This is a genomic window from Shewanella electrica (assembly GCF_022321485.1).
Classification (GTDB): domain Bacteria; phylum Pseudomonadota; class Gammaproteobacteria; order Enterobacterales; family Shewanellaceae; genus Shewanella; species Shewanella electrica.
Window position 1 is genome coordinate 42,898 of sequence record NZ_JAKOGG010000014.1, and the last position, 25,832, is coordinate 68,729.

General features: G+C 47.1%; 23 protein-coding genes. 12 read left to right on the forward strand and 11 right to left on the reverse strand.

Annotated elements, in window-relative coordinates; translation table 11 throughout:
* The first annotated feature begins 88 nt into the window (after positions 1 to 88).
* The 6 genes from rpsA (at position 89) to L9G74_RS15920 (ending at position 4,959) form a co-directional block, all read left to right on the forward strand.
* Positions 89 to 1,756 (forward strand): 30S ribosomal protein S1, encoded by a 1,668-nt coding sequence (gene rpsA / locus L9G74_RS15895; protein WP_238897389.1) that lies wholly within the window; start codon positions 89 to 91, stop codon positions 1,754 to 1,756.
* A 79-nt stretch (positions 1,757 to 1,835) separates the two neighbouring features.
* Positions 1,836 to 2,123 carry an integration host factor subunit beta gene (gene ihfB / locus L9G74_RS15900; protein ID WP_238897390.1) on the forward strand — a complete coding sequence of 96 codons (288 nt, stop codon included), beginning with the start codon at positions 1,836 to 1,838 and terminating at the stop codon, positions 2,121 to 2,123.
* A gap of 123 nt (positions 2,124 to 2,246) precedes the next feature.
* Entirely contained in the window at positions 2,247 to 2,519 is a 273-nt protein-coding gene (locus tag L9G74_RS15905) for a LapA family protein (RefSeq protein ID WP_238897391.1), read from the forward strand.
* The gene (gene lapB / locus L9G74_RS15910) at positions 2,520 to 3,680 is read left to right on the forward strand and encodes a lipopolysaccharide assembly protein LapB (RefSeq protein WP_238897392.1); all 1,161 of its coding nucleotides are present in this window, start codon (positions 2,520 to 2,522) and stop codon (positions 3,678 to 3,680) included.
* Between the two features lie 22 nt (positions 3,681 to 3,702).
* The gene (gene pyrF, locus L9G74_RS15915; protein ID WP_238897393.1) at positions 3,703 to 4,407 is read left to right on the forward strand and encodes an orotidine-5'-phosphate decarboxylase; all 705 of its coding nucleotides are present in this window, start codon (positions 3,703 to 3,705) and stop codon (positions 4,405 to 4,407) included.
* Between the two features lie 3 nt (positions 4,408 to 4,410).
* Positions 4,411 to 4,959 carry a DUF2058 domain-containing protein gene (locus tag L9G74_RS15920; RefSeq protein ID WP_238897394.1) on the forward strand — a complete coding sequence of 183 codons (549 nt, stop codon included), beginning with the start codon at positions 4,411 to 4,413 and terminating at the stop codon, positions 4,957 to 4,959.
* A gap of 82 nt (positions 4,960 to 5,041) precedes the next feature.
* On the opposite strand, the gene adhE is transcribed toward L9G74_RS15920, so the two are convergent.
* Positions 5,042 to 7,648 (reverse strand): bifunctional acetaldehyde-CoA/alcohol dehydrogenase, encoded by a 2,607-nt coding sequence (gene adhE, locus L9G74_RS15925; protein ID WP_238897395.1) that lies wholly within the window; start codon positions 7,646 to 7,648, stop codon positions 5,042 to 5,044.
* A gap of 322 nt (positions 7,649 to 7,970) precedes the next feature.
* Between adhE and L9G74_RS15930 the strand changes: the two genes are divergently transcribed.
* The gene (locus tag L9G74_RS15930) at positions 7,971 to 8,597 is read left to right on the forward strand and encodes a YchE family NAAT transporter (RefSeq protein ID WP_238897396.1); all 627 of its coding nucleotides are present in this window, start codon (positions 7,971 to 7,973) and stop codon (positions 8,595 to 8,597) included.
* Between the two features lie 58 nt (positions 8,598 to 8,655).
* Here L9G74_RS15930 and L9G74_RS15935 read toward each other — a convergent pair whose 3' ends face one another.
* The 3 genes from L9G74_RS15935 to L9G74_RS15945 all read right to left on the reverse strand — a co-directional run bounded on the left by L9G74_RS15935 (position 8,656) and on the right by L9G74_RS15945 (position 11,920).
* On the reverse strand, positions 8,656 to 9,978 hold the full coding sequence (locus L9G74_RS15935) for an anti-phage deoxyguanosine triphosphatase (RefSeq protein WP_238897397.1): 1,323 nt from the start codon (positions 9,976 to 9,978) through the stop codon (positions 8,656 to 8,658).
* An 11-nt stretch (positions 9,979 to 9,989) separates the two neighbouring features.
* Complete coding sequence (yfbR, locus tag L9G74_RS15940) at positions 9,990 to 10,577, reverse strand: 5'-deoxynucleotidase (RefSeq protein WP_238897398.1); 588 nt, start codon at positions 10,575 to 10,577, stop codon at positions 9,990 to 9,992.
* 128 nt (positions 10,578 to 10,705) lie between these two features.
* A complete protein-coding gene (locus tag L9G74_RS15945; protein WP_238897399.1) occupies positions 10,706 to 11,920 on the reverse strand; it encodes a pyridoxal phosphate-dependent aminotransferase in 1,215 nt (404 codons plus the stop codon).
* Between the two features lie 538 nt (positions 11,921 to 12,458).
* On the opposite strand from L9G74_RS15945, the gene L9G74_RS15950 reads away from it, so the two are divergent.
* Positions 12,459 to 13,841: a Na+/H+ antiporter NhaC family protein gene (locus L9G74_RS15950; protein WP_238897400.1), complete on the forward strand. Its 1,383-nt coding sequence runs from the start codon at positions 12,459 to 12,461 to the stop codon at positions 13,839 to 13,841.
* A gap of 165 nt (positions 13,842 to 14,006) precedes the next feature.
* Here L9G74_RS15950 and efp read toward each other — a convergent pair whose 3' ends face one another.
* The 5 genes from efp to L9G74_RS15975 all read right to left on the reverse strand — a co-directional run bounded on the left by efp (position 14,007) and on the right by L9G74_RS15975 (position 17,608).
* Positions 14,007 to 14,570, reverse strand: a complete 564-nt coding sequence (efp, locus tag L9G74_RS15955) for an elongation factor P (RefSeq protein WP_238897402.1) — start codon at positions 14,568 to 14,570, stop codon at positions 14,007 to 14,009.
* Between the two features lie 46 nt (positions 14,571 to 14,616).
* Positions 14,617 to 15,789 (reverse strand): elongation factor P maturation arginine rhamnosyltransferase EarP, encoded by a 1,173-nt coding sequence (earP, locus tag L9G74_RS15960; protein WP_238897404.1) that lies wholly within the window; start codon positions 15,787 to 15,789, stop codon positions 14,617 to 14,619.
* A 57-nt stretch (positions 15,790 to 15,846) separates the two neighbouring features.
* On the reverse strand, positions 15,847 to 16,374 hold the full coding sequence (fldA, locus tag L9G74_RS15965) for a flavodoxin FldA (RefSeq protein ID WP_238897406.1): 528 nt from the start codon (positions 16,372 to 16,374) through the stop codon (positions 15,847 to 15,849).
* Between the two features lie 47 nt (positions 16,375 to 16,421).
* Entirely contained in the window at positions 16,422 to 16,700 is a 279-nt protein-coding gene (gene ybfE, locus L9G74_RS15970; protein ID WP_238897408.1) for a LexA regulated protein, read from the reverse strand.
* A gap of 125 nt (positions 16,701 to 16,825) precedes the next feature.
* Positions 16,826 to 17,608, reverse strand: coding sequence for an alpha/beta fold hydrolase (locus tag L9G74_RS15975; RefSeq protein ID WP_238897409.1), 783 nt, complete (start codon positions 17,606 to 17,608; stop codon positions 16,826 to 16,828).
* A gap of 247 nt (positions 17,609 to 17,855) precedes the next feature.
* Between L9G74_RS15975 and seqA the strand changes: the two genes are divergently transcribed.
* Together seqA and pgm are read left to right on the forward strand one after the other, a co-directional pair.
* On the forward strand, positions 17,856 to 18,440 hold the full coding sequence (gene seqA / locus L9G74_RS15980) for a replication initiation negative regulator SeqA (protein ID WP_238897411.1): 585 nt from the start codon (positions 17,856 to 17,858) through the stop codon (positions 18,438 to 18,440).
* A 37-nt stretch (positions 18,441 to 18,477) separates the two neighbouring features.
* The gene (pgm, locus tag L9G74_RS15985; protein ID WP_238897414.1) at positions 18,478 to 20,130 is read left to right on the forward strand and encodes a phosphoglucomutase (alpha-D-glucose-1,6-bisphosphate-dependent); all 1,653 of its coding nucleotides are present in this window, start codon (positions 18,478 to 18,480) and stop codon (positions 20,128 to 20,130) included.
* Positions 20,131 to 20,210: 80 nt separating this feature from the next.
* On the opposite strand, the gene trxB is transcribed toward pgm, so the two are convergent.
* Both trxB and ald read right to left on the reverse strand, forming a co-directional pair.
* Entirely contained in the window at positions 20,211 to 21,164 is a 954-nt protein-coding gene (gene trxB, locus L9G74_RS15990) for a thioredoxin-disulfide reductase (RefSeq protein ID WP_238897415.1), read from the reverse strand.
* Between the two features lie 146 nt (positions 21,165 to 21,310).
* Positions 21,311 to 22,423, reverse strand: coding sequence for an alanine dehydrogenase (gene ald / locus L9G74_RS15995; RefSeq protein ID WP_238897416.1), 1,113 nt, complete (start codon positions 22,421 to 22,423; stop codon positions 21,311 to 21,313).
* Between the two features lie 176 nt (positions 22,424 to 22,599).
* On the opposite strand from ald, the gene lrp reads away from it, so the two are divergent.
* A complete protein-coding gene (gene lrp, locus L9G74_RS16000) occupies positions 22,600 to 23,091 on the forward strand; it encodes a leucine-responsive transcriptional regulator Lrp (RefSeq protein ID WP_238897420.1) in 492 nt (163 codons plus the stop codon).
* A gap of 172 nt (positions 23,092 to 23,263) precedes the next feature.
* A complete protein-coding gene (locus L9G74_RS16005; RefSeq protein WP_238897421.1) occupies positions 23,264 to 25,831 on the forward strand; it encodes a DNA translocase FtsK in 2,568 nt (855 codons plus the stop codon).
* The last annotated feature ends 1 nt before the right edge of the window (position 25,832 follow it).

The following is a 25,832-nucleotide window of genomic DNA, read 5'->3' on the forward strand; positions in this document are numbered from 1 at the left end:
TTTTGGTATTCATCAAAAGGATTTGATGAATTATATACATAACCCCATGTTCAGGACGTAGCATGGCTTTTAAATTAAGTTAATACACATGACTGAATCTTTTGCTGATCTGTTTGAACAATCCCTTCAACAACTGGAATTCCGCCCAGGTTCTATCGTTCGTGGTACTGTTGTTGCCATCGAAAACGGTGTAGTACTGGTTGACGCCGGTCTGAAATCTGAAAGCCCAATCCCAGCTGAGCAATTCAAAAACGCTCAAGGTGAATTGGAAATCGCTGTTGGTGATGAAGTTGACGTAGCGCTGGATAGCGTTGAAGACGGCTTTGGTGAGACTCAACTGTCTCGCGAAAAAGCTAAACGTCACGAAGCTTGGATCGTTCTGGAAAAAGCTTACGAAGATAACGAAACTGTTATCGGCGTTATCAACGGCAAAGTTAAAGGCGGTTTCACTGTTGAGTTGAACGGTATCCGTGCATTCTTGCCTGGTTCTCTGGTTGACGTTCGCCCAGTTCGCGACACTGCTCACCTGGAAAACAAAGAGCTGGAATTCAAGGTTATCAAACTGGATCAGAAACGTAACAACGTAGTGGTTTCTCGCCGCGCTGTTATTGAATCTGAAAGCAGTGCTGAGCGCGATGCTCTGCTGGAAAACCTGCAGGAAGGTCAATCTGTTAAAGGTATCGTTAAGAACCTGACCGACTACGGCGCGTTCGTAGATCTGGGCGGTGTTGACGGCCTGCTGCACATCACCGATATGGCATGGAAACGCGTTAAGCATCCATCAGAAATCGTTAACGTTGGTGATGAAATCGAAGTTAAAGTGCTGAAATATGACCGTGAACGTACTCGCGTATCACTGGGTCTGAAACAACTGGGCGAAGACCCATGGTTGGAAATCAGCAAACGCTACCCAGAAAACACTCGTTTGACTGGTCGCGTTACTAACCTGACTGATTATGGCTGCTTCGTAGAAATCGAAGAAGGCGTTGAAGGTCTGGTTCACGTATCTGAAATGGATTGGACTAACAAGAACATCCACCCATCTAAAGTTGTTAGCTTGGGCGATGAAGTTGAAGTTCTGGTGCTGGATATCGACGAAGAACGTCGTCGTATCTCTCTGGGTCTGAAACAATGTAAGACTAACCCATGGGAAGATTTCGCAAACCGCTTCGCTAAAGGCGACAAAGTAACTGGTAAGATCAAGTCTATCACTGACTTCGGTATCTTCATCGGTCTGGACGGCGGTATTGACGGTCTGGTTCACCTGTCTGACATTTCTTGGAATGCAGCTGGCGAAGAAGCAGTTGGCGAATACAAAAAAGGTGATGAAATCACTGCCGTTGTATTGTCAGTTGACCCAGAACGTGAGCGTATCAGCTTGGGCGTGAAACAAACTGAAGACGATCCATTCAACGCTTACTTGGCAGACAAGAAGAAAGGTTCTATTGTAACTGGTACTGTTACAGCTGTTGACGCGAAAGGCGTAACTGTAGAACTGGCTGACGCTGTTGAAGGTTACATCCGTGTTGCTGATATCAGCCGCGAACACGTTGAAGATGCATCTGCAGAATTCAACGTTGGCGACGCTGTTGAAGCTAAATTCATGGGCGTAGACCGTAAGAACCGTAACGTTTCTCTGTCTATTCGTGCTAAAGACGAAGCAGAAGAAAAAGAAGTAATGGCTAACCTGAACAAACAGGAAGAAGCTGTTATCGGTAACGCAATGGCTGAAGCGTTCAAAGCGGCTCGTAAATAAGTAGCCTGCCGATTGGGAAGCGCTTAGCGCTTCCCATAAAAGGCTAATTTTGTTTGGCTTAAATCAAGGGGTGATTAGGATGACAAAATCCGAACTTATCGAAAAGCTTGCTGAGACCCAATCGCTGTTGTCAGCAAAAGATGTTGAAAGTGCCGTAAAAGAGATGTTGGAGCAAATGGCGAAAACATTAGAAATCGGTGATCGTATTGAGATCCGTGGTTTCGGTAGTTTCTCTCTGCATTATCGTGCACCTCGTGTGGGTCGCAATCCAAAAACAGGAACCTCTGTTGAGCTGGATGGTAAGTACGTACCACACTTTAAGCCAGGTAAAGAGTTGCGTGAAAGAGTTGATGCCGCGATTGGCTAATTTCTCTTTGTATAAAAAGCCTCCTATAGGGGGCTTTTTTTATAGCCCAAGCGGTTCAACACTGGTAGCAACCGCCAATTTACTGGATAATCAGCTAATTGAATTCAGTTATGGGAGCATTGAGTGAAGTCTTTTATTGTCACTGTTATTGTCGCTCTGCTGTTTATTGTGGCGCTGATTTTTGGTGCACGTAACGAGCAATTGGTCACCATCAATTACTTCGTGGTTCAGGGCGAATATCGGCTGCCATTTGTATTAGCTGTGGTATTTTTTGCTGGCTTCGTTAGTTGTTGGATTGTGGCATTTGCCTATATTCTGCGGCTAAAACTCTCGCTGAAACGCGCTCGTCGTCGCCTAATGTCGCTAGAGTCAGCCCAACAGGAGTTAAACAGCTAAATGCTAGAGCTGTTTTTTCTGCTGTTGCCCGTTGCCGTGGCCTATGGTTGGTACATGGGACGTCGCAATCTCCGGCAGAAACAGTCATCACAGCAAAAGCAGCTGAGCCGCGACTATTTCGCTGGGCTCAATTTTTTGTTGTCTAATGAATCAGACAAAGCCGTGGACCTGTTCATTAGCATGCTTGATGTCGATGACGAAACCATCGACACCCATCTTTCGCTCGGCTCACTATTTCGCAAACGCGGTGAAGTGGACCGTGCCATTCGTATTCATCAAAACCTCATCGCGCGTCCGTCATTGCTCAATGAACAACGCGACTTAGCCATGATGGAACTTGGTAAGGATTTTCTGGCTGCGGGCTTCTATGATCGCGCTGAAGAGATATTTCTCAACTTGGTGCTGCTGGACGATCATTCCGAAGAAGCTGAGGACCAACTTATTTCTATTTACGAAATGACCAAAGATTGGCAGAAAGCCATCGACATCATTCGTAAATTACCTAGGAAACGCCAGCAAACGCTCAAGCCTGTTCTGGCGCATTTCTATTGCCAGTTGGCAGATGAAGCTAAGGCTAATACGCAAAAATTGTCGCTGTTGCGCCAAGCGCTAAAAAACGACCCAAGCTGCGGCCGTGCTATGTTGGCGTTGCTCAAATTATATTTGGCCGAGCAACAGTTTAACGATGCAGCGCAACTGCTAGATCAACTTATTGAAAAAGTCCCAGAACTTGCCGTTGATGCGCTGGATGATGCATTGCGCCTTGCCGAGGCCACCAAAGATAGCGCCAACCTAAAACGTCGTCTGTCTAAAGCGGTCGACAATGGTGCTGGCGCATCGGTCATCATTGCATTAGCCAAGCTGTTGGTTGAAGACGGTGATATCAAAGCCGCCGAATCACTGATTTTGGACAATCTCTATCGCCATCCAACCATGCGCGGTTTCCAGTTTTTGATGAAGATGCAATTGCAGCAGGCCGAGCCGGGGCAGGCGAGAGATAGCCTAGCCATGCTAGAAAAACTGGTTGGGCAGCAGATCCGTTCGCGACCTATTTATCGTTGTAGTGAATGTGGTTTCCCATCCCACACACTGTATTGGCATTGTCCATCTTGTAAAAATTGGGGCAGCATTAAACATATCAAAGGGCTAGATGGCGAGTAGCCGTCTAACTTATGGAGTTCACATGACCGAAAAACCTATTGTTGTCGCACTAGATTTTGACAATAAATTTAAGGCCTTACAGCTAGTTGATAAATTGGACCCCGCGCTCTGCCGCTTGAAGGTTGGTAAAGAGATGTTCACTCTTTTCGGCCCTGAGTTGGTTAAAGACATCCATAATCGCGGCTTTGATCTGTTTTTAGACCTAAAGTTTCATGACATTCCTAACACGGTGGCTAAAGCGGTTGCTGCAGCGGCGGAACTCGGCGTGTGGATGGTTAACGTGCATGCCAGTGGCGGCCTCGCTATGATGCAAGCGGCTAAAAAAGCCTTGCTGCCATACGGTGACAACGCGCCACTGTTGATTGCGGTAACGGTACTAACATCAATGAGCAATGAAGAGTTACAACTGCTCGGCATCAACGCTACTGCGCAAGAACACGTATTACGTTTGGCTAAGTTGACTCAGCAAGCTGGACTCGACGGTGTGGTGTGCTCAGCGCAAGAAGCCAGTTTGCTAAAATCGACATTAGGCGAAGATTTTAAACTGGTTACTCCTGGGATTCGCCCAGTAGGCGCTGACATCGGCGATCAGAAACGTATCATGACACCAAGCAAAGCCTTGGCTGCGGGTTCGGACTATTTAGTCATTGGTCGTCCCATCACTCAGGCAGCAGATCCATTAGCCGCGCTTGAGGCTATTCACCAATCGATTTTGAACGGAGAATAAACCATGGCGAATGCACTACAAGATCAATTGCTTAAAGCTGGTCTGGCGAGCAAGCAAAAGATGCGTGACGTTAAAACCCAAAAAAAACGTGACCGTAAAGCCAAAGTTGATGATGGTAGCAGTGAACTTAAGCAACAAATTGCACAGCAAAAAGCCGAGCAGGCTGAGCGTGATAAGGCACTAAACGAAAAGCGTTTTGCTGAAGCCACAGAGAAAGGTTTGGTTCGTTCATTAGTGACCGAAATCCGCAAACAAGCGCTGAACTTACCTAAAGACGGCGAATTGAAATTCAACTTTACCTTAGAAAACAAAATCCATTCGCTGTTTATTGATAACAAGTTACAGCAACAGTTGTTGAATGGCCGCCTGGGTATCGTACGTTTTGAAGAAAAAAGCTACGTTGTGCCGCATAAACTGGCAGAGCGGGTGAATCTGTTGGTGCCAGCGTGGTGTGGTTACTTGTGGACAGCCGCAGAGAATCAGCCTGAAACGGCAGTTGAAGAGGATGATCCATATGCAGATTACGTCATTCCTGATGATTTGATGTGGTAAGTTGCACGTTGATGGATTGAAGCACAAAACAAAGGCCTCATGTTGAGGCCTTTGTCATTGTTAAAACCGCTAACTCAGTGCGTTACTCTTTATAGGCTTTGCCGTAGAAGCTACACAGCAGCAACTCTTTCAATTCACTGATCAACGGGTAACGTGGGTTGGCACCAGTGCATTGGTCATCGAACGCATCTACTGCGAGCTTGTCAACTTTAGCCAAAAAGTCCGCTTCATTGACGCCTGCTTCTTGAATCGATTTTGGAATGCCAAGGCGGTCTTTGACGCTTTCCAATGCATCAATCAATAACGCGACTTTCTTTTCATCACTGACGCTTTTGCCTTTCGCTAGCTTGAGATGGTCAGCAATTTCAGCATAACGGCATAGGGCTTTAGGTCGATCATATTGGCTGAAGGCGGCTTGCTTGGTTGGCACATCAGTGGCGTTAAAACGAATAACGTTCGTAATGAGCAGGGCGTTAGCTAAGCCGTGAGCAATGTGAAACTCGGCGCCGAGTTTGTGCGCCATTGAGTGACAGATCCCCAAGAAAGCGTTTGCGAAAGCGATACCAGCGATAGTCGCACCGTTGTGTACTTTTTCACGCGCTATTGGCGCATCAGCGCCGAGTTCGTAGGATTCCGGCAAGTAGGCAAATAGTAAGTCTAACGCCTGCAATGCTTGACCATCGCTAAACTCATTCGCCATTACACTGACATAAGCTTCCAGCGCGTGGGTAATCGCATCCACACCACCAAATGCAGTAAGCGATTTTGGCATGTTCATCACTAAATTCGGGTCAACAATCGCCATATTGGGCGTCAGTTCGTAGTCCGCGATAGGGTACTTAGTGCCGGTAACTTCATCGGTTACCACCGCAAATGGCGTGACTTCTGAACCTGTGCCTGACGTGGTCGGTACTGCGATTAACGTGGCTTTACGGCCGAGTTTAGGGAATTTGTAGATGCGTTTACGAATGTCCATAAAGCGCATCGCCAAATCGGAGAAGTCAACGTCGGGATGTTCATACATCACCCAGATGATTTTAGCTGCATCCATTGGTGAGCCACCGCCTAGCGCAATCAATACATCGGGTTGGAAGTTTTCCGCAACCTTAGTACCGGCTTTGACCACACTCAGGGTTGGGTCGGCTTCAACATCGTAAAACACTTCAGTTTCAAGGCCGAGTCGTTTCAAGATAGCGACAGTTTCATCGACATAACCATTATTAAATAGGAACTTGTCGGTAACGATTAATGCACGCTTTTTATCAGCTAATTCTTCAAGGGCGACAGGCAAACTACCACGACGGAAATAGATTGATGACGGGAGTTTATGCCACAGCATGTTTTCAGCCCTCTTGGCGACAGTTTTTTTGTTGATCAGGTGAGAGGGACCAACGTTTTCGGAGATAGAGTTGCCGCCCCATGAGCCGCAACCTAGCGTTAAAGACGGTGCCAGCTTGAAGTTATAGAGATCACCAATACCGCCTTGGGACGCTGGAGTGTTGATCAATATACGAGCTGTTTTCATTCTGGCACCGAAACTGTGGACGCGATCGCTGTTGCGATCTTGGTCGGTGTAAAGACCCGATGTGTGGCCGATACCGCCCAGTTGTACTAATGCTTCCGCTTTATTTACGGCATCATCAAAGTTGATGGCGCGGTACATTCCTAGTAGCGGCGATAGTTTTTCATGGGCAAATGCTTCATCGTTATCGATGGCAGTTACTTCGCCAATAAGCACCTTGGTGTACTTAGGCACTTTAATACCAGCCATGTCAGCAATTCTACTGGCGCTTTGGCCTACAATGGCGGCATTGAGATTACCGTTTTTTAGAATGACAGCGCGAACAGCATCTGTTTCTTTGGCATCCAGAATATAGGCGCCGTGGCTCGCAAAGCGTTCTTTTACGCGGTCATAGACTTCATCAACGACGACCACTGCTTGTTCTGAGGCACATACCACACCGTAATCAAAGGTCTTGGACATCAATATAGAACTGACTGCACGTTTAATGTCAGCGGTTTCGTCAATGACTATGGGCGTATTACCGGCACCGACACCAATAGCGGGTTTACCAGAGGAATAGGCGGCTTTCACCATGCCCGGGCCGCCGGTGGCGAGGATAAGATTGATGTTTGGGTGAGTCATCAGTTGATTGGATAATTCAACGCTAGGCTCATCGATCCAGCCAATAATGTCTTTCGGTGCACCCGCGGCTACTGCTGCATCCAGCACTAGCTTTGCTGCTGCAACGGTGGATGCTTTGGCGCGTGGGTGAGGGGAAAACACAATGGCATTACGGGTTTTTAACGCCATCAGTGATTTAAAGATGGCAGTAGAGGTTGGGTTAGTAGTCGGGATAATGCCACAGATAATACCCACCGGTTCGGCAATGGTGATGGTGCCGAAGGTCTCATCCTCTTCGAGAATGTCACAGGTTTTGGTGTCTTTGTATTTGTTATAGATATACTCAGATGCAAAGTGGTTTTTGATCACCTTATCTTCCACCAAGCCCATACCTGTTTCGGCCGCGGCTTGCTGTGCCAATGGAATTCGCGCATCGGCGGCGGCGAGGGCGGCAGCACGGAAAATACGGTCCACCTGTTGTTGGCTGTAGCTACTAAACTTGACTTGTGCGGCGGTAACGCGCTCGAGTAAGCTGTTTAGCTCTTCGGTGTTGGTAACTTTCATAATGTAAGTCCTGTAAAAAAAATTAATCAAAGCTACCTCAGGTAGACTTGGTTAACCTCTCTCAGTTGGAATATTTTTACAACTTAAACTGATTAAAAACTGTTATCAACCGCAAGATTTGCCAACAAATGTAATTTAATTACATTTAGAGCTACAAGATGCACTAAAGTAGTGACTGGTAAAACGGCCGCTGATGCATAACTTTTTTAGAGGCAAACTGTTAAAAAAACTCATTTTGTGGCGTATGAAAATCAGAGTAAATTACGCCTCCTAAAAATGTGTGTCCCACAATACGTTACGTGATAATAGGCGAGTAAAAAAAGTGGATTTGATGCTGTATGTGAAGTTCTTTTTTGGCTTAGTGGCCATTATTAACCCCGTCGGTCTATTGCCCGTTTTTATTAGCCTTACGAGTCACCAAACGGCCGCTGAACGTGACCATACCGCAAGAGTCGCCAATTTTTCTGTTGTAGTGATATTGCTCTGTACCATGGTCGCAGGCCAGCACATCCTTAACTTGTTCAGTATTTCATTGTCGGCATTTCGTATCGCTGGCGGCACCTTGATTGCGATTATCGCCATGTCGATGTTGCAAGGTAAACTCAGTGAAGTAAAACGCAACAAAGAGGAAGACCGCGAAGCATCGGTGATGGACTCCGTGGCCGTTGTACCATTAGCGTTACCATTAATGGCTGGGCCGGGTGCGATTAGTTCGGTGATCGTGTTCGCAGCTGAGCATGGCGGTTGGTTAAACTTGATCATGATGTCACTGATCGTTGTTGTGTTTGGTGCGTTAAGCTACGGCCTATTCAAAATCGCGCCAGCCATCAATAAAGTGCTTGGCAAAACTGGGATTAACGTGATCACCCGTTTAATGGGGCTGTTGATGTTGTCTATCGGTATTGAAGTCATGGCTGCCGGTGTAAAAGGCTTATTCCCAAATCTATAACGTCCGCCATTTGCCAAAATATCTCTGCGCCCGATATCATCATCGGGCGTTGTTGTTTTTACTGGGCGCCGAATTCCATCATATGGATACTACGTGCACTAAAAAGTTGTTGGTGTAATCTGGCGGCAAACTCGTCGGTCATGCCTGCAATATAGTCGGCAATAACGCGTGCGCCTTGATGTTGTTCTTCGGCTACAAACCAACGTTGTTTGGTGTTGCTCGGTAATAGTCGCGCCGGATCAGAGGCGAGGGCATCAAACAACTCCATCACAATCTGTTGCCCTTTGTATTCAATCATCTGCACTTCTGGCTTTTTAATCACATAACGCAATACAAACTGCTTAAAGATCTCTAGTAACGCGGCGTGGCTAGGCGTCAGTTGTGCGCGGTAACGTAATAATGGTTCATCAAATTGCGGCAGTGACACACACACCGTTGCAGTAACAAGCGCGTTGACTAACGTGCCGATAGCATCTTTACGCAGATGATGTTTGGCCGAAAATAGTTGGGATTCAATCGCGGGCAGTTGTTCCGTCAGCCAACTATCAGCAATATTGCTGGCTTGTGGCCGCACAAACTCCTGCCAATGATCACGGGTGATAATGCCCATCACAATCGCATCTTCCAAGTCATGCACCGCGTAGGCGATATCGTCGGCTAACTCCATGACGGTACAATCAAATGACTTATGTTGGCTGCGGTGGTGTTGCCCGACTGGCATGGTGGTAATCGCGGAGAAGGCGTCGCGGTCGGCGTTATTGAGCGGGGCTAACACCCAATCGTACACATCACTATCAATATCAAAGATGCCTTTGACTGCAGGCCATTGCTGCGGCTTAAGCTGGCGAAAGCTATCCAACTTCGGCGCAGCGCTATAGTTTTGCAGCGTAGCGGCTAAGGCGGGATATTTCATAATTCCCAGCAGCGTGCGACGGGTGAGATTCATGCCGAAGTGTTCAGTATAAGGTTCGAGCTTTGCCAAAATCCGCAATGTTTGGCCGTTGCCTTCAAAGCCGCTGTGTTCTCGCATCATGTAGTTAAGTGCGATTTCACCGCCATGTCCAAATGGTGGATGGCCGATATCGTGGGCAAAGCACAAGGCTTCAATCAAACTCATCGAATCAATTAACGGCCTAACTTCGGCAAACTCGGCCTGCAGTTGCGCCGCAATGCCGGTACCAATTTGTGCGACTTCTAACGAGTGGGTCAAGCGCGTGCGATAGAAATCGTTCATGCCGACACCGAGCACTTGCGTTTTGGCTTGCAGACGTCTGAAGGCGGCGGAGTGCATGATGCGGGCACGATCGCGTTGATATGCAGAGCGCAAATCATGCCGCCGTGGCGGTTGTGCCGTTTGTTGACGCTGCTGCCATTGCTCCACGGGAGGTACTCCTATAACAGTTGGTTTATCTGATCCAAATCTAAGGTAAAGCTTGGAATAAAGTGTTCACGGAAATAGGCAACCGCTTGCAGCGGATTGTCATCTAACATGCTTTCAAGTCTTACTTTGGCGGACTTAAACTCGTTGTTGCCCGCATGGATCTCTTCCAAACATTTTAAATAGGCACATAAGGTGTCGGCTGATTTTACTAAGGCTTTGTATTCAGGGTCTGCGTCTTCACTGAGTAGCAGTGAGCGAAACTCATCTTGAAACTCTTCTGGCAACATACTCAGCAGACGTTGTTCGGCAATGGCTTCAATCTTTTTGTATTCGACCTCAATATCTTTGTTGAAATACTTCACAGGTGTTGGCAAATCGCCGGTCAGCACTTCGCTAGCATCGTGATAAATCGCCATGGTAGCGGCTTTTTCTGGTACAAATTTGCCTGCAAATTTTTTGTTGGCAATGATGGCGAGTATATGCGCAACGGTAGCAACTTGTAGTGAATGTTCCTGTACATTTTCCTTGCGGATGTTGTGCATTAACGGCCAACGCTGGATCAATTTCATCCGTGCGAGGTGGGCAAAAAAGTGACTCATAGCATTCCTTTACAGCATGATTAACAACAAGATAGCTGTTTAACTGTACGCTAATCAGCTTAAAAATACAGGCGCCACCAACAAAAAAGCCGTCAATCATGACGGCTTCGCACAACAATCAACAACGATTATTGATGGTAGTTACTGAGGAAGTCACCAAAGGCAAACAACGCGCGTTGTAAGTCTTCTTTGTATGGCAGAAATACCACGCGCATATGATCTGGCTGCGCCCAGTTAAAAGCGGTGCCATGTACTAGTAGGATTTTCTTCTCCCGCAGCAGATCAAGCACTAACCGTTCATCATCCCGCAGGCTAAAGCGTTTAGCATCTAGCTTAGGAAACGCATACAACGCACCTTTAGGTTTTTTCACGCTCACGCCAGGGATCTGATTCAGCAGTTCGTAAACCGTATCGCGTTGAATGGTCAAGCGTCCTTCAGGGGCGACTAACTCATTGATACTTTGATAGCCGCCCAATGCGGTTTGAATCGCGTGTTGGTTGGGTACGTTGGCACACAGACGCATCGATGACAGCATTTCTAAGCCTTCGATGTAGCTTTTAGCGCCTTTTAAGTTACCGCTGAGCACCATCCAGCCGATACGGAAACCCGCTGCACGGTAGATTTTTGATAATCCGTTAAACGTCACGGTCAGAATGTCGGATGACAAACTGGCGGCGTGGGTATGTTTCACACCATCGTACAGAATGCGGTCGTAGATTTCGTCGGAGAACAAAATCAGATCGTGCTGACGACACAGTTCGACGATTTCCAATAACAATTCACGGCTATAAACGGCGCCAGTCGGGTTATTCGGGTTAATAATCACAATGCCACGGGTACGCGGTGTAATTTTGCTTTTGATATCGTCGATGTCGGGGAACCAATCGGCCTCTTCATCACAAATGTAATGACGCGCTTTGCCGCCCGCTAAGTTTACTGCAGCAGTCCACAGTGGGTAGTCAGGCGAGGGCAGTAACACTTCATCATCGGTATTCAATAACCCCTGCATCGACATCATGATCAGCTCAGAAACACCGTTACCGATGTATACATCGTCGATATCAATGCCGCGGATGCCTTCCGCTTGATAGTGCTGCACAATGGCTTTACGCGCCGAGAACAGTCCTTTTGATTCACAATAACCTTGAGAAGATGGCAGGTTCAGGATCACATCACGGACAATTTCTTCGGGCGCTTCAAATCCGAACGGGGCCGGATTACCGATATTGAGCTTGAGGATTCGGTGACCTTCATCTTCTAGGCGGCGGGCTTCCTTATGAACTGGTCCACGAATGTCATAACAAACACTGTCCAGTTTATGGGATTTAATAATGGGCCGCATATTTCCTCGAAGTTGATGGCTTTTGATAGAAGTTGGCCTGCAACAATAGCCAATTTCCTGCTATATAAAAAGCACTTATTAAAATATTTTAGATTGGCCTTAGATGAATAATCTTAGAAATTTAATAATGTGACTTTTTGATAACACAAAAATCTGAAATTGATGCATCTTTCAACATTTCCTACGGCAACAAAGGTTTGTGGACGTTAGTTATGGTAACTGTTGTTATTCATTCGTCATAAGTGAATGACTACCACTGAAAGGTTCTCAGTAAGGCGGTTTGTAACCTTATGATTTATATTTGAATATATCAATTTTTCTAGGCAAAAAATGCGCATTTGGTTCACAGCATAGATATTTGGTTGACTCAGTGGAAAAAGCGTTTTATTTTCTCGCCGATGTTTTAATAAAAACGTCTAAAACATCAGCAGTGCGCTAATGTGACGGAACAAAATAAAACAGATAGCGGCAGATTCGGTGCTGAAGACTGCTACATTTTATACCTTTACCGTTCAGGTATCTTTGAGGATTTACGTTTATGTCAGAGCCGACTGCGTTAAGTCTTATTCCACCAATCGTGGTGTTGGTGTTTGCCGTATGGTTACGTCGGCCCATTTTGGCGCTAATCATCGGTGCTGTAACTGGATTATTACTGCTTGACCCAAGCAGTGTGCTAGATAATTTTGCCACCGCTTCATTAAATGTGATGCAGGATGAAACCATTGGTTGGTTGATTCTGGTATGCGGGGGCTTCGGTGCTTTAATCGCTTTGCTGGTGAGAACCGGCGGCGCATTGGCCTTTGGCCGTAATGCGATGCGTTTTGCTAAAGGACCGCGTTCATCATTATTGATGACTTTTATCCTCGGCATTGTGATTTTTATTGATGACTACCTCAATGCGCTGACCGTGGGCGAAACCATGAAGCGCGTGACCGACCGTTTTAAAATCTCCCGTGAAATGCTCGCTTATATTGTTGACTCCACTGCGGCGCCAGTGTGCGTCATCGTACCTGTGTCAACGTGGGCAGTATTCTTCGGTGGTTTGTTGGTTGATAATGGCGTAGCGGAAAAGGGCGAGGGCATTCATGTTTATATGCAGGCCATTCCATACATGCTGTATGCTTGGTTAGCCGTGATTATGGTGCTGTTGGTGGCATTACGTATTGTGCCTGCCATTGGTCCAATGAAAAAGGCGGAGTTGGCAGCACAGGCTGGTACACCGGCCAAAGAGCAAGTGGACTTAGACGAAGTTATCACGTCAGACGAATATGCTGTCAAAGCGATGGAAGAGGAGTTTGAGGCGGCGGATAAACAAGGGCAATTGCACAACTTCTTGGTGCCGATGTTTATGCTGGTTGGCTTTACTGTCTACTTCGATATCGATGTATGGAAAGGCTTGTTAGCCACCTTGGTTATCACCTTACCTTATTACGGTATTCAACGCCTGATGCCATTGTCGGAAATGATGGATCAAATGATCGACGGCTTTAAAAGCATGTTGCCGGCGATCGGTACTGTAATTGCCGCTTTCGTATTTAAAGATGTCTGCGATCAGTTATTGTTGCCGCAATATGTTATCGATTCATTGAGTCCTTACATGACGGCATCCATGCTGCCCGCGATCGTCTTTGTTGCCATGGCTGTGCTGGCTTTCGCCACTGGTTCAAGTTGGGGCATTTTTGCGGTGACTATCCCGATTGTCATGCCGTTAGCACAGTCGGTTGGGGCGGATATTCCGCTGGTGATTGGTGCGCTGCTGTCGGCGTCGTCATTTGGTAGCCAAGCGTGTTTCTATTCCGACTCAACCGTATTGGCAGCGCAAGGTTCGGGCTGTAATTTGGTGAGCCATGCGGTAACACAGCTACCGTATGCACTGATTGCCGCGGCATTAGCATTTGTTGGCTTTATTATCATTGCTTGATGTGCCAACCGCATTGTTCGTTAAAGCCCCGTTTGGGGCTTTTTTCTTGGGTAAATGAGCTGATCAGTGTCAGTCCGTTTACCAACAAAGGAATAACATTTGCTTGAATTTAGGCAATAAAAAACCAGCACTAAGTGCTGGTTTTTCAACGAATATCGGTACCGATTACACGCGTTTTTTGAATTCGCCAGTACGGGTATCGATTTCGATTTTGTCGCCTTCTTTAACGAAGTCAGCAACCATCACGGTCAGTTCTGAGTTAACCAGTTTAGCTGGTTTCATTACTTTACCGGTGGTATCGCCACGAGCTGCTGGTTCAGTGTAACCAACTTCACGAACGATAGTTGTAGGCAATTCAACAGAGATTGCTTTACCTTCGTAGAAAGTTACCTGACAGATTTCTTCCATACCATCTACGATATAGTTGATAGCGTCGCCCATGTTTTCAGCTTCAACGTCGTATTGGTTAAATTCTGCGTCCATGAATACATACATTGGATCGGCAAAGTAGGAATAAGTACATTCCAAGCGTTCCAGTTGGATGTCTTCTAATTTGTCATCCGCTTTGAACACAGTTTCAGTACCTGAACCCAGCAACAGGTTCTTCAGTTTCATTTTACAAACCGCAGCGTTACGGCCAGATTTGTTGTATTCGGTTTTCAGAACCACCATTGGGTTACCGTCAACCATAATTACGTTACCTGCGCGGACTTCCTGAGCAGTTTTCATTACCTAGATTCCTATATTTCACGGTTTTTCACTACAGCGCAGCATCTTAGCCGTTTTTCACCATTTGCACTAGCCTCTTAGCGAGATCTGCGTGGTTTATTGCAGTTTTTGGCCAAATTTTCGCATGCTTATCGAGCGTAACTTCATGATGTTGCAGCGATTGCCAATGAGTGCTGAAGGCTAATGGGTCATTTTGATTAAAGGCTAAATTTAGCTGTTGCCAGGTGTTTGCAGCGTCTAAAGGCAGTTGCTGACAATAACGCTGCATAAATGCTTGTAATTTATCAATATGTGCATCTTCATCTTGCGGATAAATGTGCCAGATAAAAGGTTTGCCAGCCCACTGCGCGCGCAGGAAAGAATCCTCGCCGCGCACGATGTTCAGATCGCAAGACCACAATAGTTGATCGTACTGTTCTTGATTGGTCATTGGCAGGATATGTAACGCCAATTGACCTTGCTGGTAATGCTGTTGTTTGCCCAACGCTGCCGTTGTGGTGGCTAATGCATCAGCGACCGAGGTCAGCGCCCGTCCTTGCGGGACGAATAGGTGAGTGAGCTGTTGCCCAGTAATAAGCTGCTGACACAAGGCATTTATGGCCGAACTCTCATAACTGAACAGGCTGATTAGCCGATCATTTGCGCCTACGTTATCAACACCTAAGCGTTGCAACAGCTGAACGCGTTGATTATTGGCTTGCCAAGCATCGCATTGTGCAAACAAGTTTTTTTCACACAACAGACCGCCAGATTTTTCGGAAAAACCCGGGAAGAAAAAGCGTTTCTTTACGCCGTTTTTCACAGGAGAGTTCAATCCATGGCAATCATCTATCCAGCTTTCAGCACTTAAGTACTCTAAGTTAATCCAGAGTGGAAAAGGCTTAATTACTGCGGTGGCGTCAATGATTTCTGCGGGCAGGTCACAGGCAAAAGCTTCGATTAACACACTGCCAGCTTGCCACGGGCGGCTGAGAGGCTGGTCCCACTTGATGATATTGACGTGGTGATGCTGTTGCTCGATCAGCGTGATGTCTAGTTCTGGCAGAATGAATTGAAAGCTACGCAGGTCGTCGACCCAAAGATTAACTGGTTGTTGATATTCATTGGCGAGCTGTTTGGCTAAACGCCAAGTAACACCGATATCACCATAGTTATCGACCACGGTGCAGAAGATATCCCAATGTTGGCCGGGAGTTGGGGAAACACTTACGTTGTTCATGATCTTCACAAAAAAGGCGGCTCAACGCCGCCTTTTATCTATTCCTTTAGCCGGAAGTTAGTCTTCAAGCTCGCTTAAGCACATTTCGTCATAAATCTGCTTAACCCAAGCATCAACACGTTCTTCGGTAAGCTCTGGTTGACGGTCTTCATCAATACCTAAGCCGACAAAATGTTTGTCGTCTACCAACGCTTTTGACGCTTCAAAATCGTAGCTCTCAGTTGGCCAATGACCGATGATGATGGCGCCGCGTGCTTCTACGATATCGCGAATGGTACCCATCGCATCTAAGAAGTACTCTGCGTAATCTTCTTGGTCACCACAACCGAAAATTGCTACCAGTTTGTCGGTAAAATCAATTTTTTCCAGTTCTGGGAAGAAGTCGTCCCAATCACATTGGGCTTCGCCGTAGTACCAAGTTGGAATGCCGAGGAGCAATAAATCGTATGACGCGATATCCTCTTTGGTACTCTTGGCAATATCTTTTACGGCGACCATTTTCTCGCCCAGTTTTTTCTGGATCATCTGGGCGACAGCTTCAGTGTTACCTGTGTCGCTACCGAAAAAAAGACCTACAGTTGCCATTGTCTTTCCTTTAGTTAATCTAAATACTCAAAAAAGTCTGAGATCGCTCAATACTGCCGAGTCAGAGTGTCCTGAAGAATGATCTCAATTAGCTGACTGCGGCTGATGTTACTGTCGGAAGCTTTCTCATTCAAGGCGTCATACAATTCTTGTGACACCTTTAACTCTATCCGTTTTAATCCCTTCTCTCGATCACGTTTAATTTGGTTACGTTTGTTAACCCGTAACTGCTGCTCACGAGGAAGTGGATTACTTCTTGGACGTCCACGTCGCTTTTCATTGGCAAAAAGGTCGATCGTGGTTCTGTCAGTTGATTCTTTTGCCATGTTTCTTATTATAACTGCGCGTTACCGAAGCCTAGCTACTCACACGGGATCAAACGCTTAAGCAAAATCCCTTGCGTAAAAGAAGCGGGAATATATCACAGCCTCCCGCTATCAGCCATACACTGTTAAGTATTTGCTGAACAGTTGTCGATAAATTCGCTGACAATCCGATTAAACACTGCCGGTTTCTGGGCATGAAGCCAGTGACCCGTGCCCTGAATGGTCTTGGCGCTAACTTGCGGAAACTGTCGCTTCACTTCAGCGGTATACTCTGCCAAGACGTAATTTGAGTCACCACCCCGTACAAATAAGGCAGGGCCTTGGTAGGCTTTCGCTGTGCTAGCATCAGTGTTGAACCAACCAACAATGTGATCGTAACTATTGATCAGCTCTGCAAGATTGAATTTCCAGCCAAAACCCGCATCACCACGCCGTAAGCTTTTCAGCAAGAATTGGGCAGTCGCTTCATCAATATCGTGGGATAACAGATGGGCAAGGGCAGCGCGGCGGTCTTTGACGTCTGTAGCCATCGACGTTAGGCCAGCAAAGACTTTGTCGTGGTGCGGCGGATAACTCACTGGAGCGATATCGGCAGCGACCAGCGCTTTAACGCGCTCAGGATAATTTAAAGCCAACGTCATGGCGATTTTACCGCCCATGGAATGACCGACAACATAAAAGCTATCAATCGCTAGTGAGTCTAACGTCGCTATGATTTCAGCGGCCATTGCTGGATATGTCATTGGACTGATTTGCGGGCTTTGGCCGTGATTGGGGCAGTCGACGCGAATGGTGCGATAGCGGCTTTCTAACTCGCGCCCTAATCCTTTGAGATTGTCACAATCACCAAACAAGCCATGAATAAGCACGACGGGAAAGCCCGCGCCAGTATCAATAAAATGTACCATGCAGCGTTACTATATGTTCCGATTCAATAGGAGGCGGCTATTGTGGGCCATGGTTGCGGGAGTGACAAGTTGGATTCACTTAATTTATTGCGGCAAATTTATTCAATCGACACACGTTGGCTTGTTATAACGCGAAATTTTTATGGAGAAATCATGTCGCTATTAAAGGTTTATGGCATACTGCTTTCACTAAAAAGAAAACGCTTCTACTGCGAAAAGTTATCGCATTCGTATGTCAGGGAATAGCATGAAATATATTGAAATAGATGAAGAACTTTATCGTTTTATTGCCAGCAAAACTGAAAAAATCGGTGAGAGCGCATCCGACATTCTGCGCCGTTTGCTGTCGCTGCCGATGACTGATTCAGAAGCGAGTCAGCCTGTAGCGGTTACGGTAAGTCAACCAAGTTTAGAATCCAATTATCAGCCTAATTCATTGCCTGACGAACCCGAGCTTAACGCTACTGAATTCCAATTCAGCCAAGCGCAATTGGACGAACAAAAAGGTGCTGTAGGTCGTTTCCTGTTCGCATTGAGCAGCTTACAACAGCAAGCACCAAGTAAATTCGCCGCAGTGTTACAGGTTCAAGGTCGCGGTAGATTGTATTTTGCTCGCTCGAAAGAAGAGTTATTGCAAGCAAGCCAATCGAGCAACCCAAAAGAGATTGGTAACAGCGGCTATTGGGTCACTACCAACAACAATACCGCCAAGAAACAAGCTATCTTGACTGAAGCCATTTTGGCGTTAGGTAGCAGCGAAACAGCTGCACAAGCGTTAGCTAATCAGGCTTTGCCTACGCCGGTAGTATCGGAATCGACCGCATCGAAATAGGCTTAATTGGTTTCATTTCAAGGAAAGAGAGGACATTTTGGCTATTCATGACCGCGCAGGCAAAGTTGCCGAACAGCAAGACCTTATCAACATTCCCAAACTGATGAGTTTGTATTATCGCCTCGTTCCCAATGTGGACAACGCGGCGGAGCAAGTCAGTTTTGGTACCTCTGGCCACCGTGGCTCAGCACTATTAAGTAGCTTTAACCAAAACCATATTTGGGCAATTGCTCAAGCAACGGTTGATTACCGCCAGCAAGCGGGCATCAACGGTGAGCTATTTTTGGGGATGGACACCCATGCCTTATCGCAAGCGGCTTATATCTCTGCGTTAGAAGTCCTCGTGGCGAATGATGTGAAAGTGGTGGTGCAGCAAAACGAGAGTTTCACACCAACACCGGTTGTTTCACATGCCATCGTCTGTGCCAATAAAGGCAAAACGAAAGACGCCGCCGATTTGGCCGATGGTCTGATTATTACGCCGTCGCACAATCCGCCGCAGGATGGTGGTATCAAATATAATCCTCCTCATGGTGGCCCCGCTGAAGGGCAAGTCACCAGTTGGATCCAAGATCGTGCTAATCAGTATTTAAAAAATCGTCTTGAGGGCATCAAAAAGCTTAATTACGGCGTAGCGAAAACCGCTGGCCTAGTGCAAGAACGCGATTTGATTACGCCATACGTGCAAGATTTGGCTAACGTGGTTGATGTTAAGGCGATTGCCAAAGCCGGTATCAAGATTGGCGTCGATCCACTCGGTGGCTCTGGTATCTACTATTGGGATGTTATTGCCAAAGAGTTTGGTATCAACGTCACTTTGGTCAATGACAAAGTCGATCCGACTTTTGGTTTTATGCCGCTCGATAAAGACGGCAAGATCCGCATGGATTGCTCGTCACCTTATGCCATGACCGGTTTGCTGAAACACCAAGACGAATTTGATCTGTGTTTGGGGAACGATCCCGATTACGACCGTCACGGTATTGTGTGCCCACATTATGGTTTGATGAATCCGAACCATTATTTAGCCGTGGCGATCGATTATTTGCTGACCCATCGTCCGCAATGGTCGGCGGAACTTAAAATCGGTAAAACGTTGGTATCGAGTGCATTGATCGACCGGATTGTGGCGGGTCACCAGCGTAACCTTTGTGAAGTCCCTGTAGGTTTTAAATGGTTTGTTGATGGCTTGGCCGATGGCTCATTCGCGTTTGGCGGCGAAGAGAGTGCCGGTGCTGCATTCTTACGTTTTGATGGCACCACCTGGTGTACCGATAAAGACGGTATCATTCTTGGTTTACTGGCGGCAGAAATTTTGGCCGTTACCGGCAAAACGCCCGCTGTACGTTACCAAGAACTTATCAAAGAATACGGCACCAGTTACTACAGCCGTGTTGATAGCCCGATCAGTCCAAAACAGAAAGCCAAATTTGGTGATCTGAATGCCGACACGTTAGGCGCGACCGAATTGGCTGGTGAAGCGATTGAAAGCGTGCTGACTCATGCCCCCGGTAACGGCGCGGCGATTGGCGGCATTAAAGTGAATACCGCTAACGGCTGGTTTGCCGCGCGTCCATCAGGTACTGAAGCACTATACAAAGTGTATGCAGAAAGCTTTATCAGCGAAGAGCACTTAGCGAGCTTGTTGAGTGAAGCACAAGCGTTAATCAAGCAGGCACTTAAAGGCTAAGTTATTGCGGGACCGTACAACGTCCTAAGAAAAAGCCAGCATGAAATTGCTGGCTTTTTTACATTTAGGGGCTGTTGACCTTACTTTTGTGCGTCCAGATAACGCTCGGCATCCAACGCCGCCATACAACCGGTACCGGCAGAGGTAATGGCTTGACGATAATGTTGGTCCATGACGTCACCAGCAGCAAATACACCTTCAACGCTAGTTTGGGTGGCGTTGCCTTGCAGGCCGCTTTGCACTTTCAGGTAGCCATTGTTCATTTCCAATTGGCCTTCGAAGATGCCGGTGTTTGGGCTGTGACCGATAGCTACAAACACGCCAGCAACGTCTAAATCGCTAATGCTACCGTCTTTAGTGCTTTTCAGTTTTACCCCGGTTACGCCCATGTCATCGCCAACCACTTCATCAAGCGTGCTATCTAAGTGCAGTACGATATTGCCGTTAGCTACTTTATCCATCATGCGGTCAATCAGGATTTTTTCAGAGCGGAAGGTGTCACGACGGTGAATAACGTGTACTTCAGCAGCGATATTTGACAAGTACAGTGCTTCTTCAACCGCAGTGTTACCACCACCGATAACGGCAACTTTCTGGTTGCGGTAGAAGAAACCGTCACAAGTTGCACACGCAGATACACCGCGGCCTTTGAATGATTCTTCTGAAGGCAGACCGAGGTATTTCGCTGATGCGCCAGTCGTTACGATCAGTGCGTCACATGTATAGCTGCCGTTATCACCAACTAAAGTGAATGGGCGCTTAGACAGGTCAACGTTGTTGATGTGATCGAAGATGATCTCAGTGTTGAACTTCTCCGCATGCTTTTGCATACGTTCCATCAGCAGCGGTCCGGTAAGATCATCTGCATCGCCAGGCCAGTTTTCCACTTCTGTGGTGGTGGTCAACTGTCCGCCTTGTTGCATACCAGTGATCATCACCGGATTCAGGTTGGCGCGCGCAGCATAAACCGCCGCGGTGTAGCCAGCTGGGCCTGAACCGAGGATCAGCAGATGACAGTGTTTGGATTCGCTCATTTTAAGCTCCGTCTGTTCTATATAGTGGCATGGATTTTAGGTAATTTAGTCGCAGTGGTAAAGCCAGCGTAAAGGAATATTCATGATTGCTGTAATCGAAAAAAGGAGCCATTGGCTCCTTTTTAATCAAGAACTTTGCTGCGTTATCACAATATGGTGGTCGCTGGGGTATATTCCAACCCATGCGCCTCTGCAACTTCACGACAAGTCAGTTTGCCGTGCATCACGTTTAGGCCATTCAGCAGGTGTCTATCGTGCATCAACGCTTCTTTATAACCGAGCTTAGCCAGTTTCAAAATGTAGGGCAGGGTGGCACTGTTCAGCGCGAAGGTTGAAGTACGCGCAACCGCGCCCGGCATGTTTGCCACGCAATAATGCACCACGTCATCGACGATGTAGGTAGGATCTTGGTGAGTCGTCGCTTTGGACGTTTCAACACAACCACCTTGGTCGATGGCTACGTCGACAATCGCGCTGCCCGGTTTCATCTTAGCGACCATCTCTTTAGTGATAAGCTTAGGCGCCGCTGCGCCAGGGATGAGCACTCCGCCAATCACTAAGTCAGCTTCTAACACCAATTTTTCGATGGCATCAGCGGTTGAGTAAACGGTTTTCAGTGCTGCGCCAAATTGCGCATTCAAACGACGCAGTGCGTCAATTGAACGGTCAACCACGGTAACATCCGCGCCCATACCAATGGCGATTTGCGCTGCGTTAGTACCCACCATGCCACCACCGATAATCACTACTTTTGCAGGAGCCACGCCCGGCACACCACCGAGTAACATACCGCGACCGCCGTGTGATTTTTCCAGTGCCATCGCACCAGCTTGGATCGACATACGACCAGCAACTTCTGACATTGGCGCCAACAAAGGCAGACCGCCGCGGTCATCTGTCACGGTTTCGTAAGCAATACAAACCGCGCCACTTTTTAATAAATCTTCAGTTTGTGGCAAATCTGGCGCTAAATGCAGATAAGTAAATAAAATCTGATCGTGCTTGAGCATGGCGCGCTCAACCGCCAATGGCTCTTTAACTTTGACAATCATCTCTGCGATGGCAAAGATTTCTGCAGCTGTGGCAAGGACTTCCGCGCCCGCATCAATGTACGCTTGGTCGCTAAAACCAATGCCTGCACCGGCATTTTGCTCAATGAAAACCTGATGCCCTTGTAGGGTAAGTTCCTTCACGGCGGACGGCACCATACCTACGCGGTATTCATGGTTTTTTATCTCTTTTGGTACACCAATTTTCATATGTAGAGCCTCGTGTATAAAACACATCTGTCGAGAGTAAGATATTTGTTATAATTAACTCCTGATGTCATGCATCAGGGTTTTCTAGTATATTATTCTCGCAACAGATAATGTTGCTAAAGTTCCAACATACGCGAAATTAAATATTGTTTTAGTGATAAAACAAGGTTAAAAAAATGGCCGAAATTAAAAAGAGCACTATGAAAGACCTCGATAGAATCGACCGTAACATCCTTAATGAGCTACAGAACGATGGTCGTATGTCGAACGTCGAACTTTCAAAACGGGTAGGACTGAGTCCTACTCCTTGTCTGGAACGGGTTAAACGCTTAGAAAAGCAGGGATATATCAAGGGATATAACGCTCAGGTTAATCCGCAGTTATTGGGGGCTTCGCTACTGATTTTTGTAGAGATAACTCTTAACCGCGATACGCCTGACGTTTTTGATAAGTTTAATCGCGCCGTACAATACCTCGATGATATTCAGGAGTGTCACTTAGTATCAGGTGATTTCGATTACCTGTTGAAAACACGAGTTGAAGATATGTCTGCGTATCGCAAACTGCTAGGGGAAACCCTGCTGAAGCTGCCAGCGGTTTCTGACACTCGTACCTACGTGGTCATGGAAGAAGTAAAACAAAGCAATCGCATCGCGATTGAGTTGTAAGCACTATCCAAGTTGTCTTTTATTTCGATAAAAGACAACTTTCTTACTGTTCAATTTCCCTTCAACTTCAAAAAGCTATGCTTGTGCTCTCAATTGGCTGAGGACCACTGCACTTTGTGGCAGATTCTGGTATCTTAGCTGCAGTTTAATATTTGCTTCGATGGATACCAGCTTGTCTCAGGGAAAAAGCATTAAAACCTTGTCCGGCCTGCAACGCTTGCAGGAAATCGGCTTGATAATCTGTGGCGTTGCAGCCGTTTACATTCTATTGTCACTGGGCAGTTTTAACCCGTCTGATCCGGGTTGGAGCCAATCTCGATTCAGTGGCGATATTAAGAACCTCACAGGTGCCGTCGGTGCATGGACAGCCGACGTGCTGTTCTATTTCCTTGGTTATACCGCCTATTGTATTCCGCTCGTGATCGTCGCCTTAGGCTGGCTATTATTCCGCCGTAGCTACGAGTTAACCCGCGTTGATTATTTTTCTGTCGGACTACGAATTGTTGGCTTCTTATTGCTAATGACCAGTCTGGCTGCCTTGGCCTCGATGAATGCGAATGATATCTACGAATTCTCTGCCGGTGGCGTCACGGGGGATGTGATTTGGCAAGCCATGCTGCCGTATTTTAACCAGCTTGGTACTACCTTGTTGTTGCTGTGTTTTGTTTGTGCCGGTTTTACCTTGATGACGGGTATCAGCATGATCGCTTTGGTGGAGTCGATTGGCTATGGCACCTTGTGGGCGGTCAAAAAAATGGGCAACATTCCGCAAGCCTTTTCCTCAGCCAAAGAAACCAAAGATACTCAAGGCTTTATGTCAGTTGTCGAGAAGTTTAAGCAACGCCGTGATGCCGCAGAGCTTGAAGAACAAGCGATTAAAACGCCTGCAAAACGTCAGCCCGAAGTCGTTGAAGATATTGACGAAGACGATACTGACGAAAATGATGAACCGCAGCAAAAATCGGGCCTGTTGTCACGTTTTGTCCGTAAGAAAGCAGCAGAACAAGACGACGCTGACAATATAACCCCTACCAATACTCGCGTTGAACCCGTAATTCACATGCATCATGCGGAAGACGACAACACGGTGATTGAACCGCTAGATGATGCGTTTGAAACGGCGCGTTCTACTGGCACCACCAGTAATTTCAAACAACGTAAATTGGATGCGCAAAAGGCGCGCGTAGAAAATGGCATTATCGTTATTCCGGGGCAAGAGCCTATCGCGCGAGCCAAACCTGATACGCCATTGCCAAGCATCGATTTGCTGAACGTGCCAAATCGCAAACAAAACCCGATTTCTCAAGACGAGTTGCAGCAAGTGGCGCGCTTGGTGGAACTCAAGTTGGCTGACTTCAACATTACTGCCAATGTCGTTGGCGTATTTCCTGGTCCGGTGATTACCCGGTTTGAGCTGGAATTGGCGCCTGGCGTTAAGGCGTCTAAGATTTCTAACCTGTCGAAGGACTTGGCCCGTTCACTCCTAGCCGAAAGCGTGCGAGTGGTCGAAGTTATTCCGGGCAAAGCTTATGTCGGCTTGGAGCTGCCCAATAAATTCCGCGAAACCGTATTCCTGCGCGATGTACTCGATTGCGAAGCCTTTAAAACCAATAAATCCAACCTCACCATGGTGTTGGGGCAAGATATTGCAGGCGAACCCGTGGTGGTTGATTTGGCGAAAATGCCACACTTGCTGGTTGCCGGTACCACAGGCTCTGGTAAGTCAGTTGGTGTGAACGTGATGATCACCAGCTTGCTGTACAAGTCTTCTCCTGATGAAGTGCGCTTTATCATGATCGACCCGAAAATGCTGGAACTGTCAGTTTATGAAGGCATTCCGCATCTACTTTGTGAAGTGGTAACCGACATGAAAGAAGCGTCCAACGCCTTGCGTTGGTGCGTTGGTGAAATGGAACGCCGTTATAAGCTGATGTCGGCGCTGGGCGTGCGTAACCTTAAAGGCTTTAACGCTAAGATTGATAACGCGGCAGAAGAGGGCGAAGTGATCCAAGATCCGCTGTGGCGTGCTGACCAAAGTATGGAAGATGAAGCGCCAGCGTTGGAAAAATTGCCGTCTATCGTCGTGGTGGTTGACGAATTTGCCGACATGATGATGATTGTCGGTAAGAAAGTGGAAGAGTTGATTGCTCGTATCGCTCAAAAAGCGCGTGCTGCGGGTATCCACCTGATTTTGGCAACTCAGCGCCCATCGGTTGATGTGATCACCGGCTTGATTAAAGCAAACATTCCAACGCGGATTGCGTTCCAAGTATCATCCCGCATCGATTCTCGTACCATTCTCGATCAACAAGGTGCAGAAACCCTGTTAGGTATGGGTGACATGTTGTATTTGCCACCGGGCACTAGCGTACCAATCCGAGTGCATGGCGCCTTTATCGATGACGATGAAGTTCATGCCGTCGTCCACGACTGGCACGCGCGTGGTAAGCCGCAATATATTGATGAGATCCTTAACGGTTCATCGGAAGGTGAACAAGTTCTGTTACCGGGCGAAGCTGCTGAAAACGGCGATGAAGAGTACGATGAACTGTATGACGAAGCGGTAGCGTTTGTTACCGAAACTCGCCGCGGTTCAATCTCCAGCGTGCAGCGTAAATTCAAAATTGGTTATAACCGCGCGGCACGGATCATCGAACAGATGGAAATGCAGGGCATCGTCAGTGCCCAAGGCCATAATGGCAACCGCGAAGTCTTAGCTCCGCCACCACCGAAGTCATAAT